Origin of the sequence: Parabacteroides goldsteinii (genome assembly GCF_020091425.1) — a bacterium.
Lineage (GTDB): Bacteria > Bacteroidota > Bacteroidia > Bacteroidales > Tannerellaceae > Parabacteroides > Parabacteroides goldsteinii.
In genome coordinates, this window is sequence record NZ_CP081906.1 from 5,756,078 (window position 1) to 5,771,712 (window position 15,635).

Annotated in this window: 12 protein-coding genes; 4 read left to right on the forward strand and 8 right to left on the reverse strand. The window is 42.2% G+C overall.

Annotated features, from left to right (window positions below):
• Positions 1 to 21 precede the first annotated feature (21 nt).
• Positions 22 to 1,395 carry an IPT/TIG domain-containing protein gene (locus K6V26_RS23715; protein ID WP_009860192.1) on the reverse strand — a complete coding sequence of 458 codons (1,374 nt, stop codon included), beginning with the start codon at positions 1,393 to 1,395 and terminating at the stop codon, positions 22 to 24.
• Positions 1,396 to 2,217: 822 nt separating this feature from the next.
• Here K6V26_RS23715 and K6V26_RS23720 point away from each other — a divergent pair.
• The gene (locus K6V26_RS23720) at positions 2,218 to 2,766 is read left to right on the forward strand and encodes a hypothetical protein (protein ID WP_224264059.1); all 549 of its coding nucleotides are present in this window, start codon (positions 2,218 to 2,220) and stop codon (positions 2,764 to 2,766) included.
• Positions 2,767 to 3,265: 499 nt separating this feature from the next.
• Here the strand turns inward: K6V26_RS23720 and K6V26_RS23725 are convergent, their stop codons facing one another.
• On the reverse strand, positions 3,266 to 3,904 hold the full coding sequence (locus tag K6V26_RS23725) for an HAD family hydrolase (protein ID WP_224264060.1): 639 nt from the start codon (positions 3,902 to 3,904) through the stop codon (positions 3,266 to 3,268).
• 146 nt (positions 3,905 to 4,050) lie between these two features.
• Here K6V26_RS23725 and K6V26_RS23730 point away from each other — a divergent pair, with 146 nt between their 5' ends.
• The gene (locus K6V26_RS23730; protein WP_224264061.1) at positions 4,051 to 4,827 is read left to right on the forward strand and encodes a nitrilase-related carbon-nitrogen hydrolase; all 777 of its coding nucleotides are present in this window, start codon (positions 4,051 to 4,053) and stop codon (positions 4,825 to 4,827) included.
• Positions 4,828 to 4,834: 7 nt separating this feature from the next.
• Here K6V26_RS23730 and K6V26_RS23735 read toward each other — a convergent pair whose 3' ends face one another.
• The 5 genes from K6V26_RS23735 to K6V26_RS23755 all read right to left on the reverse strand — a co-directional run bounded on the left by K6V26_RS23735 (position 4,835) and on the right by K6V26_RS23755 (position 11,006).
• Complete coding sequence (locus K6V26_RS23735) at positions 4,835 to 5,650, reverse strand: permease (protein WP_224264062.1); 816 nt, start codon at positions 5,648 to 5,650, stop codon at positions 4,835 to 4,837.
• Positions 5,651 to 5,902: 252 nt separating this feature from the next.
• Positions 5,903 to 7,492, reverse strand: a complete 1,590-nt coding sequence (locus K6V26_RS23740) for a S41 family peptidase (protein WP_129698057.1) — start codon at positions 7,490 to 7,492, stop codon at positions 5,903 to 5,905.
• Positions 7,493 to 7,515: 23 nt separating this feature from the next.
• Positions 7,516 to 7,977, reverse strand: coding sequence for a pantetheine-phosphate adenylyltransferase (gene coaD, locus K6V26_RS23745; protein WP_129698056.1), 462 nt, complete (start codon positions 7,975 to 7,977; stop codon positions 7,516 to 7,518).
• Between the two features lie 23 nt (positions 7,978 to 8,000).
• Positions 8,001 to 9,866 (reverse strand): DNA topoisomerase IV subunit B, encoded by a 1,866-nt coding sequence (locus tag K6V26_RS23750; protein WP_010801012.1) that lies wholly within the window; start codon positions 9,864 to 9,866, stop codon positions 8,001 to 8,003.
• A 9-nt stretch (positions 9,867 to 9,875) separates the two neighbouring features.
• Positions 9,876 to 11,006, reverse strand: a complete 1,131-nt coding sequence (locus K6V26_RS23755; RefSeq protein ID WP_224264063.1) for a hypothetical protein — start codon at positions 11,004 to 11,006, stop codon at positions 9,876 to 9,878.
• Positions 11,007 to 11,427: 421 nt separating this feature from the next.
• Here K6V26_RS23755 and K6V26_RS23760 point away from each other — a divergent pair, with 421 nt between their 5' ends.
• Together K6V26_RS23760 and rnr are read left to right on the forward strand one after the other, a co-directional pair.
• Positions 11,428 to 12,363 carry an SMP-30/gluconolactonase/LRE family protein gene (locus K6V26_RS23760; RefSeq protein WP_010801010.1) on the forward strand — a complete coding sequence of 312 codons (936 nt, stop codon included), beginning with the start codon at positions 11,428 to 11,430 and terminating at the stop codon, positions 12,361 to 12,363.
• 96 nt (positions 12,364 to 12,459) lie between these two features.
• Positions 12,460 to 14,640: a ribonuclease R gene (gene rnr, locus K6V26_RS23765; protein ID WP_195437386.1), complete on the forward strand. Its 2,181-nt coding sequence runs from the start codon at positions 12,460 to 12,462 to the stop codon at positions 14,638 to 14,640.
• Between the two features lie 93 nt (positions 14,641 to 14,733).
• On the opposite strand, the gene K6V26_RS23770 is transcribed toward rnr, so the two are convergent.
• Positions 14,734 to 15,612 (reverse strand): hypothetical protein, encoded by an 879-nt coding sequence (locus K6V26_RS23770; protein WP_048314336.1) that lies wholly within the window; start codon positions 15,610 to 15,612, stop codon positions 14,734 to 14,736.
• Positions 15,613 to 15,635 lie beyond the last annotated feature (23 nt).

The following is a 15,635-nucleotide window of genomic DNA, read 5'->3' on the forward strand; positions in this document are numbered from 1 at the left end:
TTTATGTATTTTAATCTATGGTTATTGAATAGCTATACAACGGATCAAATAATTGTAGGTGTCGGCCACATATAGGATACCGTCGGGGGTAGCTGCTACATCGTAAGGTTTATTGAAAAGTGCTTCCTGGGGTTTACCGTCTTTATATCCGGATTCTCCCGGAACTCCGGCGAAGATGGTTGCATTGAACTCCTCATCTACTTTCCAGATGACATGGTTGGTGTAGTCTGCCAGATAGACGTTCCCTTCCTGGTCGGCGGCCATTCCTTCGATCTCTCCGAGTTGTGCGGCTTTTCCGTTTCCTTCTTTAGCCGCGCCTTTACCTGTTCCAACGATATGTTCTATCTCGTTTTGTGTAATCCATGGAGTAGAATGTCCGGCAGGAGTATGATAAGGATTCAGGCGATAGAGGCGTCCCCAGGCTTCGGAAGTGATATAGAGATATCCGTTTTTCTTATTATAGGCGATGTGTGCCCATGAATCCATATTCAGATTCTCTCCGATCAGCTCTACCTTTTTTGTTGCAATGCTTACACGGATCAGGCGTTTACCTGAAGAGGATAACAGGAAAACATAGTCATTGTCGGCAGCCAGCCCAAAATAATCCATGGCTCCGGCGATGTAGTCACCTTTGTCATTTTTTTGATCATAATAAGCTTCAGCTTCCTGCCAGTTGCTCGATTTATACAATCCGTAGAAAAGAAGCGGGCGCATGGATGTACGTCTTTCCAGTACATAATAATTTGTAAAGTCCAGATTGAATGAACATTGCCAGGGCTCATGCATCCCGGAAAGTACAGTGCTGAGTTTGTTGTCCTGGATGGAAAGCATCCTAACCATCTTGCCTCCATCGTCAGCAATCAATACAGTCCCTTCATCATCGACAGCCAGCATGACGGGACGTCCGAATGAACCTTCCAAAGCTGGGCCGTCTTTAGCCGTTTTCACGTCTAATTGTCCGGCTACAGTAGTAACGGTGGCTTTAATGTTGTATTTAAATAATTTATCTTTAAGCGTTTCTTCCCTGTATTTGGGTGATCCGTCTGAATTTACTCCATCTTCTACTGCTACTTTGATGGTAGAATGTTCTCCGGGTTGTTTGGGGACCATGGCATAGATAGCGTTGTTTTGTACTTTAAGGATCAAGGCCTCTTTTTGATTGAAAAACAATTTTACTTTGGATATATCATTTCCGAAGTTGGAGCCACTCACCACTACACGGGTTCCTATTCCTCCTTTTTCGGGACCTATGCTTGATACAACCAACGGTTTATCAGGGGAATACGGATTATCTTCAGAAGAACTGTTGTCATCATTACAAGCTGTAAGTCCTCCTATGAAAAGAAATGCGGTAAATAGATAGAATAAGGTTACATTAATTTTTGAGGTTTTCATTGTCTAATGTACTATGTTTAATACTAGGTGCAAAGTATCGTTAGTACAATCAGTAATTATTCATTTGCAACTGAATAATGATGATTGTATGTAAGCAGGCTTTTGCATGGTATAGCAAAAGAGGATCATATTAGATCTAATTTAACAAATAAAGATTACACATTCTCTTAGAGTATGTAATTGAATAATGCGACTAAGGGTATTTCAGGTCATGTTATAATGTTATTTGTGAAAGACTGTAGTCTTTCTGGTTTGTAATTAGTATACGTTAACTTTAATGCTGTAGTCTTCGTAGAACTATGGCATTAGGCGAAGAATTGGGAGACATAAATGGCAATTTATTTCATTTATTTATGAAAAATCGAAATATTGTCCATCATTGTAGTAATATTGTCCATTTTTATGCCTTTAAAAAGCTTGTTATTTTGTATTATTAATTAAATAATATGAGAAATAATGCCATAGTTCTACGAAGACTATGGTGTTGTTATCAATAAGAATTATGCTGTATCAAATTAATTTGTCTCAGTTTTTACTTAATTTGAATTGGGTATGAAGAATGACCTGTTCCTTTAAATTTTATTTTTTTGTTTATATAATCCTTGTTATTTAATCGTTTATTCGTAAAATGTCTGGTGCGTTGTTTGTATTGTTACTTTTAACTACATACTAAAAGAGAGCCTCAATGCTGTCATTTCCTATATTTGCTTTCATTTCTTAAATAAATTAATTAAAATTAATTAAAACACAGGGGCGTTTTGCTTATTAGTCTGTAATCTTGTTACATTTGTGCATGACATACTTTTTATATACTCTAACATCATGAAGACAAAAGCAATTATTATCAGTCTCTTTTTTTGCTTGTTCATGGGCGCATCCTTTTTGTGTGGAGCTACGCCCTATCTCTCCGGTGGCCAACCGGCCGATTCCGTTTTATGGAAACAACATCTGGATACGATGAAGAAAAATACTGCTGAATTTCATCTAGGGTATATCCTTACAGGCTATAAATACATCGGCAAAATATCTACGGAAGAGGATCTGGAGAGAGTAAAGCTTGCGATACTTGATGGTACAGGCTATCCCTTTGTAGAAAGTGGAAAAACGACATTGAAGAGTTTAAAAGAATTCTCTTCTATCGACAAGGAAGAGGCAGAAAATATGAGGAAAAAAGTAAAGACGTATTTGGATCAAATGTTGCGGTTGCGTCTTGGACTGGAAGAAGTGGAATTGGAATGGACATGCGATGGTACTATTTATAAGACTGTCTGTGTAGTTTCCGACACACTCGGGGTCATTTACGAAAATGTTTTTATCAATACCTTATGGTCCAGTACTACAAAGACTACTGTGGGGTATTCGGAATTCTAACACAAATTAGAACAACTATTTCGGGATCAAATACAATTGTTTTTTAGAATTAATACTATATAGCTGAAATCAGTTTGTATGTCTGGGCTGTTCTCTATGTCATTTCAGACTACTGCTTTCAGCTTTCAGTTGTTCGGGATGGCCTGTTTTTTCAATCTATCCGGCTGAAGGGATGAAACCGTGAAAAGGTGTATACGGAAATTCGAGGTAAAATAACTTCCAGCAAAGCATATATGTTTTGTCGTCAAAGGTCCTGACTTAACATTCCGAAACACCTATGTTTTACGAGCAGGATAATTACCTGCAGGCAAATGGATAACTATTGGTTGGAGAATGGATAACTATTGATTGGCAAACGGATAACTATCTGGCGGAATCTAAGTCCGGTTATATCACCTTTCAGTCGGACCGTTTATCTTTCAATGGGAGATTACGACTGACGCCTGAAAGGTGAGCTTTGAAAATTACATTGCTATGGGCTGGATTTTCTGCATGCTATTCAATGAGGTAGGATGTCTTTTAGATTTCTGATGACCTTGGATTTTTTTGTTAAGAGATTATAGTTATTATGTCCTCCCGAATACAGAATACAGTTTATTCCCAAAGCTTTTGCCACTTCCGCATCGTGTAATGTATCTCCTATTATGAGCGCTTTTTCCGGATTTAGGAAGTTTTCTTTTATCAGTCTTTGGCCGATCCCGATTTTTCCGGTAGCGCAGATGTTATCTGAACCGTATATTCCTTTGAATTTATCCGTCAGGTGGAAACGGTCAAGCATGCGCAATAGATCGTTTGTCCCGGCAGCAGATAGAATATATTGGCTGATGCCTTTTGCATTGATCGCATCCAGGATAAAAGGGACATCAGCATGCAGCTTTATATCTTTCTCGTAGTTTTTATAACGTTCCATATATTCTGCGGATATCTTTTCGATTGACTCTTTTTCGAAGTCGATACCTATCCGGATATGGAACTGTTTGACGGGGAAGCAGAATATCTCTTTATAGGTATTTATATCCAGTAGGGGTAAATTCCTTTTTGAGAGTATTTCGTTGATAACCTTGACGTTTACTTCTACATCGTCTAATAACGTTCCGTTCCAATCCCAGATTAAAGTTTCTGTTTCTGATAAAATCATTTTTTTAGTTTAAGTGTTTTTACTCGTCTTCTTTGGAGAAAGATAGTAGACAAAGATAGGCAGATTTCTTATATAATCCGGCTGTGTCGGTCGCGTTGTGGTACATTATTTTTATATTTGCGCCCGTCTCTTAATCCTGTGAATGTATGAAATATCTGCTGGCTGTTCTTATTTTATTGGTTAATACGGCCGTTCAGGCACAAACGAAAGAAACCTGTCGGGTCGCCTTGGTGCAGGCACATCTTGCATGGGGAGATGTTGATGCAAACCTTGAAGCTTTTCAGAAGCGGGTAGAGAAATGCCGGGGATGTGATATGATTGTGTTTCCCGAGTTGTTTGTTTCCGGATGCGAAATGAAAAAGAAGGATAAGGAAGTCGCTGTACAGACGAAAGATGAAATAGCGGGTTATTATCCGGTTGTCATTGAGAAAATGAAGGAATGGGCGGCTGGTAGCGGAGCCTTGATAATCGGCTCTACAATATATAAAGAAGAAGGGAAATTTTATAATCGCTTACTTGCTGTCTTTCCTGATGGACATTATGAATATTATGACAAACATAACTGTTTTAAGAAAGGAAGTTTTTCTCCGGGAGAAAAACAGTTGGTCCTGAACTGGAAAGGACACCGTTTGGCTACTTATATCTGTTACGATCTCCGTTTCCCGGATTGGAGTCGGAATGAAGACCGCTATGATACAGCTATTTATATAGCCAACTGGCCGGAGTCCCGGCGTGATGATTGGAACCGGCTTCTTCGTGAACGGGCTATAGAGAATCAGGCCAATGTTATCGCAGTCAATTGTGCCGGGACTGATCTGGGAGGTATCATCTATGCAGGCGATTCTTACCTCTTGTCTCCCGAAGGGAAGATTGTCGGGGAATGTGAAGCCTACAAAGATGATATACTGATTGTAGATTTATAATTACCAGTCAATATCTTATATCCATTTTTTCTTCTCCATTATCAACAGCTACCGGATATGCGTTCTTATTATAAGTATATTTGTAATAAGTCGTATGGGTGTTGCCGGTTTTTCCATCTGTTACGGTTTCTTCCATAAGTGTGTTCCGATAATTGAGGTACTGGCGGGAAGATATTCCTGATGTAAGTGAATGATAACTGAAGAACCATAACGGTAATTCCACTTGGCTCATTGAACCGGGTTGGTTGCTGTATTGAAAACTAGAGGTTGTGATAAGTGTCGAATCTTCGAGGCTGAACTTTTCGAGTTTTAACAGGTTTTTCGTAGATGGCTCGAAAGTTAAGGCATAGTAATATTTTCCATCCCATACTTTCTTATACCCTTCGCTAGTTATTTGAAATGCACCCAGATCTGTTATTTTTGTAGGAAATCCGTTTCCATCCAGTTCAATTTCCTGATTATAGGAAATATCCATGCTTGGTTCTCCACTTTGATTTACAATGATTTTATTTTCTTCCTTTTCGAAACCTGTATAGCCGTGTCCGTCCGCTATATTGGGATCAGCAGGAGGAGCGTAGGAGATACCGCGAAGTTCATTGCCTTCGTAGTTGAAAGTAGTGGTGAAACCGTCTTGGTTCATCATTTGCAGCAACCGGTTACCGGAATACGATAGATGGGTTGTTTGATTTTCTGTTTTGAATGCACTGGGGAGACCGTCTCTCCCTGTCGAACCGAAACCTTCGGTATTGTCATCACAGGAAAACAGACAAAAACTTACAGCAATCAGAGCTGTCGAGACAAGGGTATGGATGAATAGTTTCATAATAATTAGTTGTTTATAGTTTTATAAATATGATGCGATAGTAATTTGGATAGTTGCATCTGTTGGAAAAAATATAAGTATTTACGTGGTGAAGTGGTGAGTGTCAGATAAAGGTCCTATGTTTTGAAATGTAAAGACCTGACTTTTTTGAGGTGTTTCCTGGCTTTTTTTCGGGCTGGTAAAAAATGGAAGAGGTGGTGCAAAGGCTTCAAGCCAATGTTCCACCTCTTCTTATATATATGAATGTACGTGTTACCTACCCAATTCTTTATTATAGACTTCTTCATCATTAATAATGCGGAGTGCTTCTTTGAAGCTGGCATTATCATCATTGATTACCTGGAAATATTCTGCCATATCATACAGGTCACGGGCTATCAAAGCCTTTATCTGTAAGGCGATAAGCGGTTTTGAACGGTTGTATTCTTCTTCTTTATACTCGATCTTATCTTCTTTACCCAGATTAATTAACTCCTGAAGAGTTTCTTCGGGGACAACAAAGTCTTTTTTATACTGGCTGAATTTCGGATATTTCTTGTTCATTGCCGCACGGTTACGGTCCAGGTAACTCATGGAAACACGGTTTACAAGACCGGATGCAACCAAGTTACGGTGATAATCCGTATAACGGGTTGTGTCTACTGGGATGAAAACGTCCGGCATGATACCGCCACCGCCGTAAACGATACGTTTGGTTTCCAGTGTGTTGTATTTCATAGAATCCGGGAAATGGATGCTGTCGGCACTCATTAGCTCGCCGCGATTATAACGGTCGATCAGGTCGTGCTGGTAATCTTCCAGTTTACCGTTTTCGTAATGTTTCTGGATACTACGTCCGGTAGGCGTATAATAACGGGCTACTGTCAGACGGATCATAGAACCGTCCGGCATCGGAATTGGTTTCTGGACCAGACCTTTACCGAATGTACGGCGTCCTACTACGACACCACGATCCCAATCCTGTACGGCACCCGAAAGGATTTCGCTGGCAGAGGCAGATGATTCGTCTACCATAACGACCAGACGGCCTTCTTCAAAATTGCCTTTGGCTGTCGATTTGGCTTCGTCGCGCGGTTGTTTGTTACCTTCGGTATACACGATCAGTTTGTCTTTATCGAGGAACTCGTCTGCCAGTTCGATGGCAATATTTAGATAACCGCCCCCATTACCTTGCAGGTCGAGGATCAGGTTTTTCATACCTTGTTTTTGCAACTTGGCAAGTGCGTCGCGGAACTCATCGGCTGATGAAGCGGCAAAACGGTTCAGTTTGATGTAGCCGGTCTGTTTGTCTGCCATATAAGCGGCGTCCAGGCTGGTAACAGGTATCTTTCCGCGGATGATCTTAAATTCGATCAGTTCCGGATTCTTATTTCGCAATACCTTGATGTTTACTTCAGTTCCTTTCGGACCACGCAGACGTTTCATAATGTCGGTCGTCTTCATTTTTACACCGGCTATCAGGGTGTCGTCGACCATGATGATACGGTCGCCAGCCATCAGGCCGACCTTTTCGGACGGACCGCCGGGAATTACCTGAATGACATATAAGGTATCGGTCAGCATATTGAACTGGATACCGATACCGTCGAAGTTGCCTTGCAAAGGTTCGGTCATCTCTTTTGTCTCTTCCGGATCCATATAGTTTGAATGTGGGTCCAGCTTTTCCAGTATACCGGTGATCGCATCTTCTACCAGCTTGGAATCATCCACCGGATCTACATATAGATTCGAGATGGCATATAAAGCCATGGATAATTTGCGGGCATCCTGATTCGGTTTCTGGGCCACAGCCGTTGTGATGGCAATCATTGCAACGAGCAGGGATACTACGATTCGTTTCATTTTAATTTTTGTTTCGTAAATAGTCAATATAAATTGGTTCCCTTCGGAACGAAGGGAGAAATATCTTTGCCATACCGCAACAATTCACGTACAATACTGGAACTGATGTGTGTATGTTCGGGTTCTGTAAAAAGAATGAATGTCTCAATGCCGCTCAACTTCCGGTTGACGTCGGCAATACTTTTTTCATACTCGAAATCGTTGACGGTACGGATACCGCGCATAATGAATTCGGCACCGACTTCTTCTGCAAAATCGACAGTCAGTGAGTTATACGACATCACTTTTACCCGTGGTTCGTCTTTATAAAGACACCGGATCGCTTCCAAGCGTTTTTCAAGTGTGAAGTAAGTCTGCTTCTTATCGTTAATACCGATAGAAATGATGATCTCGTCAACCAGGGCTAGCCCACGGCTTACCAACGATTGGTGTCCGATCGTAAAAGGATCGAACGTTCCGGGGAACAAAGCGATACGCTTTTTCATTTTCAATGTTCAATATTTAATTTTCAATTGACAACGTCTTCTTCTACAACCAGATTGTCAATAATAAAGTTCTGTCTTTCCATGGTGTTTTTACCCATATAGAATTCGAGCATATCTTTAACCAGGTCTTCTTTTTTCATCGTTACCGGGTCCAGACGCATGTCCTTGCCGATAAAGTTTCTGAACTCGTCCGGTGAAATTTCTCCCAGACCTTTGAATCGGGTGATCTCCGGATTCTTTCCTACTGCCTGGATTGCAGCCAGACGTTCTTCTTCGGTGTAGCAATAATACGTTTTTTGTTTGTTGCGTACACGGAAAAGCGGGGTTTGCAGGATATAGACATGATTCCGTTTGATCAGGTCGGGGAAGAACTGCAAGAAGAACGTGATCAGCAGTAACCGGATATGCATACCGTCGACGTCGGCATCGGTAGCGATAATAACTTTATTATACCGCAGACCGTCCAGTCCGTCTTCAATATTGAGGGCGGCTTGCAGTAGGTTGAATTCTTCATTTTCGTAAACGATCTTTTTAGTCAGGCCGTAGCTGTTAAGCGGTTTACCGCGTAGACTGAAAACAGCCTGAAAGTTCGGGTCACGGCTTTTGGTGATCGATCCACTGGCCGAGTCACCCTCGGTGATGAAGATACAACTTTCTTCTGTCCGGTCGCCTTTGGCATCGTTGAGGTGGATGCGGCAGTCACGGAGTTTCTTGTTATGCAGGTTCGCCTTCTTAGCTCGTTCACGGGCCAGTTTCGTTACACCGGCAATCGCTTTACGTTCCTTTTCCGATTCAAGGATCTTGCGAAGCAGGGCTTCCGAAGTATCTGTGTTCTTATGCAGGTAGTTGTCGAGTTCTTTCTTGATAAAGTCGCCGACGAATTTTGCCACGGTAGGACCTTCGGGACCGACATCTTTCGAACCCAGCTTGGTTTTTGTCTGGCTCTCGAACACAGGCTCTTCCACCTTAATACTGATGGCGGCAACGATACCGGCACGGATGTCCGAATATTCGAAGTTTTTATTATAATATTCTTTGATGACACGTCCCAGCGTTTCGCGGAAAGCGGAAAGATGCGTTCCGCCCTGAGTCGTGTATTGTCCGTTTACGAACGAATAATATTCTTCACCGTATTGGTTACTGTGTGTGATAACCACTTCGATATCTTCTCCGTTCAGATGAATGATCGGATATAAGGGCTCGGTGGTCATATTTTCGTTCAACAGGTCGACCAGTCCGTTGCGTGAATGGAATTTCTTGCCGTTGAACATAATGGTCAGGCCCGAATTCAGAAAGACGTAATTCTTCAAAAGGCTTTCTATGAATTCGTCCTTGTATTGATATTCTTTAAAGATTTCCTTGTCCGGAATGAAATAGATAAGTGTTCCGTTTGCTTCGTCAGTCGGTTGGATTCCAGACTCCTCTGTAATGATGGCTTTGCTGTATTCGACCCGTTTACACTCTCCTTCGCGGAAGCTGGTAATCAGGAAATAACTGCTCAGGGCATTCACAGCCTTGATACCGACACCGTTCAGTCCGACAGACTTTTTAAAAGCCTTGCTGTCGTACTTGGCACCAGTGTTCATTTTACTGGATACGTCGACCACCTTTCCCAGCGGAACGCCACGACCATAGTCCCTGACGGAAACAGTTCCTTCTTCGACGGTCACTTCTATAGTTTTGCCATACCCCATCATGTATTCGTCGATGGAGTTATCGAGTACTTCTTTCAGCAATACATAGATCCCATCATCCGCATAGCTACCATCTCCCAGTTTACCAATATACATACCAGGGCGCCGGCGGATATGTTCCATCCAGTCCAGCGTCTTGATATCGTCGTCATTATACGCTGTCGGTTGTTGCATTGTTGAATTCAGTTCTTCCATAGAAAATCCTTATTTTAATTTTTTGATAAATGCTCTTCTTGTTTTGTGATGTTCACGTTTGAAATAGTCCCATTGGGCCTGTACGGCATTGTTGCTTGCCAATTCCGGATTACTTTCGGCATATTCGACACCCAGACCGATATATACGGGAATAAGGTCGTTGAACAGCAATGCGTTTACCCCTTTGTTCTGATATTCAGGCAATACTCCCGTCAGATACAAGTCGATTACTTTGGGCTTTGTTTTCAATGCTTTCAGCAGATGTATCCAGCCGAAAGGAAATAAATGTCCTTTTGCCTTTTGCATGGCATGTGAAAGGCTGGGTAATGAGATTCCGAAACCGACTACGGTGTCATCCTCTTCTCTGATGATAAGAGTCACCAGATCCAGACGGATCATCGGGATATACATTTTTACATAATAGTCGATCTGCTTCTGGGTCAGTGGAGCAAAACCATATAATGGTGCATACGCTTCGTTCAGTGTTTCAAAAATCTTTTGTGCATACGGCCATATCTCTTTCGTCTTTTTGAACTTCATCGTTTTAAGGCCATATTTCTTTTTTACTATTTCTCCGATGCGCAGGTGTTTGTCGGGTACACCTTCCGGGATATATATTTTAAATTCGTGCCAATCCTGATCTTTTTCGTATCCTATACGTTCCAGATGCTGCGGGTAATAAGGGAAGTTATAGATGGCGGCCATGGTTCCGAGTTGGTCGAATCCTTCGATCAGCATACCTTCATGATCCATATCCGTAAATCCCAGCGGGCCGTGAATCTCTTTCATTCCTTGTTCTTTAGCCCATTTTTCAACGGCGTTGAACAAAGCGTCTACGACTTCTGCGTCATCGATGAAATCCAGAAAACCGAAGCGGGCGCGCTGTTGGTTCCACACTTCGTTACTACGGCGGTTAATCATTCCGGCAATACGGCCGACGATTTTACCGTCTTTGTAGGCAAGAAAATAGATGGCATCGCAAACTTCGAATGCCGGATTCTTCTTCTTGTCCAGTGTAACCATCTCCTCCTCGATCAATCCCGGTATATGGTAGGGGTTGTCTTTATATAAATCAATATTGAACTTAACGAATTTCTTCAGTTCTTTTTTGCTGGTAACTTCTTTAATTACTACACCCATTGGTTATTTTTATTAGAACGGCAAATTTACATAATAAATTCGTTACATCGACCTTTTAGACTTAAGATTAGGACTTTTAACATGATACCCTGTGCCTGTTCGGATCTGTTTTAGGAGGAAAATAGTATTACCTAGGCATGTGTATATAGTTTCATTAGGTAGAAACAGTTGTTTCATTACTAGGAACAAGTTGTTTCACTATGATGAAACAACTGTTTCTCCTGAAGGTAATAAGTGAAACAATCTGATTGCAGGTTAAAAACACTGTTGCCTGCGGGTTACCGGGCGGGACGAATACTTTTTTTCTTTAGGAATAAATTCCTGCCTATTCTTTATGAATGATTAAAATACTTTATATTTGCATTGATATAATGAGCAGCGAAATTGATTATTTACCATGAAAAATTTAATAGTGACCCTTATGTTAACAGTCCCTTTTCTTTCAGGAACATCATGTTCCTCGGCTCCTAAAATGATCCAGTCGGATCTGGCATTTAAAGCAGAAGCAACAACCGGTGAAGGTTCTATCTGGCATCCGGACAGAAATACCCTATTCTGGGTTGATATCGAAGGAAAAACCTTGTATGAATATTATCCGGACAAGCAGGACTGTAAAACGTGGGAGTTCGACCGTATGGTTTCGACGGTGGTGCCGGAGACGGACAGCACGGTGGTTGTCTCTCTTCAGGATGAGATTGTACGGGTGAACTTGAATGACGGAAGTTTGTCATCTGTGGCACCTATTCCCGATTATGAAGGAAAAGTAAGATGTAATGACGGAAAATGTGATCCGGCAGGCCGTTTATGGATCGGAACGATGGGATTCGGGGCGCCTAAAGGTGCCGGAACATTATATACGGTTGTGCCTGACGGAACGGTGGAGACCAAGTTGGAGAAAGTTACCATCTCCAACGGGATTGTCTGGTCGGCCAATAAGAAATACATGTATTACAATGATACTCCGACCGGTAAGGTGGCTCGTTACCGGTATGATGAAAAGACAGGCGAAATCCTGTTTGATGGCGTTGCTGTCACCTTACCTCCCGGTTCAGGGGCTCCTGACGGGATGACGATCGATAGCAACGATAATTTATGGGTAGCTCAGTGGGGCGGTTTCGGTGTGTACTGCTACAATCCTTATACGGGTGAGTTACTGGGAAAAGTAGAAGTTCCGGCTCCCAATGTGGCCTCTTGTGCATTCGGCGGCAAGGATATGGATACGCTCTACATTACAACGGCACGGGCCGGACTTTCGGAACAACAACTGGAAGAATATCCCCTTAGCGGTAGTCTTTTTGTTTGTAAACCCGGAGCAAGCGGGCCGGAGCCTTACAAATTTAAACAACCGGCAAAGTGAACAATATAATTTAACCTGTTTGTAAACAGTATATCGATTATATTTGTTTATTTTGTGAGAGAGATGATTTATCTCTCATTTAATTACAAAAAATATATGACGAAAAACAAATCCGGGAAGAAGGATAATAGAGAAAACAAACCGAAGAAGAACAAGGCTAAACGTATGAAGAAAGAAGCCATGCTCCACTCCGTTATGTCCGTATTTCAATCCTCTCCCAAGGAACCATTTAACTATAAACAGATTAGCAAACTGATTGGCGTAGAGAGCCAGGTGCAGAAGCTACAGGTTGTAGACCTGCTGTATGATCTCTCTGCCGAAAATTTTATTACAGAAATAGACCGCGGACGTTATCGGTATAACGGTCTGGGGACCACTGCGATCGGTACATTCGGACGCCGGAGCAACGGAAAAAACTCGTTTATACCGGAAGATGGTGGTGCGCCGGTTTTCGTGGCGGAACGGAATTCCGGACATGCGATGGACGGTGATAAAGTGAAGGTGCAGTTGTTTGCCAAACGCAAGGGCGCTGAACCGGAAGCCGAAGTGATCGAAGTACTGGAAAGCCAGAAAAAGACATTTGTCGGTAAATTGCAGGTAACGAAAGGCTTTGCCTTCCTCATCACCGAGAACAAGACGCTGGCAAACGATATATTTATCCCGAAAGAAAAACTGAAAGGCGGCAAGAATGGCGATAAAGCCATTGTCCGTATCGTTGAATGGCCGGACGAAGCCAAGAACCCGCTGGGTGAAGTGGTCGATATCCTGGGTGTGGCCGGTCAGAATACAGCCGAAATGCATGCGATACTGGCAGAATTCGGCCTGCCGTATACTTATCCGGAAAATGTGGAAAAGGCGGCAAATAAGATATCGGAGATTATTCCGGAAGAAGAAATTGCCAAGCGTGAGGATTTCCGTAAAGTCCTGACCTTTACTATCGACCCGAAAGATGCCAAGGACTTTGACGATGCCCTTTCGGCTCGCCAGCTGGATAACGGGAACTGGGAAGTGGGTGTGCATATTGCCGACGTAACTCACTATGTAAAACCTGAAAGTCTGATCGACCGTGAAGCGGAAAGCCGTGCGACTTCCGTCTATTTGGTGGACCGTACGATTCCGATGTTGCCCGAACGGTTATGTAACCAGATATGTTCCTTGCGTCCGGATGAAGAGAAGTTATGCTTCTCCGCTATTTTTGAACTGGACGAAGAGGCCAACGTGAAGAAGTCGCGTATCGGACGTACCGTGATCAAGAGCGACCGCCGCTTCACTTACGAAGAGGCGCAGTTGGTGATCGAAACAGGCGAAGGTGATTATAAAGACGAAATACTGATCCTGGACGCATTAGCAAAGAAGTTGCGTGAAAAACGTTTTAAGAACGGAGCCGTTAACTTCGACCGCTTTGAAGTAAGGTTTGAAATTGACGAAACCGGAAAACCGATCAGTACTTATATCAAGGAATCGAAAGATGCCAACAAACTGATTGAAGAATTTATGTTGCTGGCGAATCGTACAGTAGCAGAATTTGTAGGTAAAGTGCCTAAAGGAAAGACAAAGAAAACGTTTGTCTACCGTATCCACGATTTGCCCGATCCGGATAAACTGGAGAATTTTGCCGCCTTTATCCGCCGCTTCGGTTATAAGATGAAAACGGAGGGCAGCAGTAAGATCGATATCTCCCGTAACCTGAACCGTTTGCTGGATGAAGTGCATGATAAACCGGAAGAGAATCTGATTGAAACATTGGCAATCCGCTCGATGCAGAAAGCACGTTATACGACAGAGAATATCGGCCATTATGGTCTGGCTTTTGAATATTACACTCATTTTACTTCTCCTATCCGCCGTTATCCGGATATGATGGTGCACCGTTTGCTGGAACGTTATCTTGAAGGCGGACGCAGCGTGGTAAAGGCAAAGTATGAAGAAAAATGCGACCATTGTTCTACGATGGAGCAGGTTGCGGCAAATGCAGAACGTGCGTCTATCAAGTATAAACAGGTTGAGTTTATGCAGGATAAGTTAGGCATGGTGTTCGACGGTGTGATCTCCGGTGTTACCGAATGGGGATTGTATGTTGAGCTGAATGAGAATAAGTGCGAAGGCCTTGTTCCTATCCGTGACTTAGGAGATGATTTCTACGATATGGATGAAGAGACATACAGCCTGATCGGTCGTCGTAAGAAACGCCGCTTCCGTCTGGGTGATCCTGTAACGGTGAAGATCGCAAATGCCAATCTGGAACGTAAGCAGCTTGACTTTATGTTGATGGAATAAAGAAGATATTATTGGATAAAACAAAAAGAGACAACCGGTCATTAATGCATCAGTTGTCTCTTTTTGTTTTATATAGAAAGTGATAAAGTCGTATTATTCTTCAACAGGCTGGAGGTTTTCGCCGATAGTGTATCCTAATTCGTCATCCCGTTTTTTATCCTGGAAAAGATATGAGTTTCCTTCTTCAGATTCGATATAGTAAAGGTTTGTATAGATAAAGTCCGGGTTGTCATGTTTTAATACTTTGGCAACATTGTCCGGGATAGGAGTATCCATGCTTAATTCATACACTGTCCTTCTCCAGAAACCTCTGTCTGTTGCTATTTCCCCATGAAAGAAAACATGTTTAATTGTATCATTGTGAAGGATGAAGTATTCATGCTCTCCGTCATTCATGTATCCTCTTATCTCTGCCCCTTTATATTTTTCGTGTATAAAATTAAAATGGTCTTCGGGCAGATTTACAAACCAGCGTGTATCGTTTGGAGTACATCTAAGGGTTCTCAAGTAAAGTCCGTCGTCATTGATATAAATATAATGTTGCATGTTGTCGGATTTTTTCCAGGGATACGTGAAATGTAATGTGTAAAGGGGCCTTGTTATCCCTGCTCGTTCTGTTTTAAATATCTCAATGTCCTGTACGCCAATATATCCGGCTTGCAGGAAAGCAGTCTGAACTTCAATGGGGAGTTGTTGGATATCGCTGATCTCTGTATAGGTCATTTTCCAGCTATCATTGACATACGAGATCAATGCCTCATTTTGTTCCGGATCTTTAAATTTTATTTGGTCGATGCCATCCGAATAATTCATGAAAGAAGTGATCTCTGCAGATGGATATCTTTTGGAGAAGTCGCTTTTGATTGCTGCGGGAATCTCATCTTCTATTGTTGAGTTCTCTTTATCACAGGCAGTAATACACATAAGTAGCATACATGCTACGATGTAATGGATACAATTAATTCGCTTCATAAGTTTTTATTTAGACAGGTAAA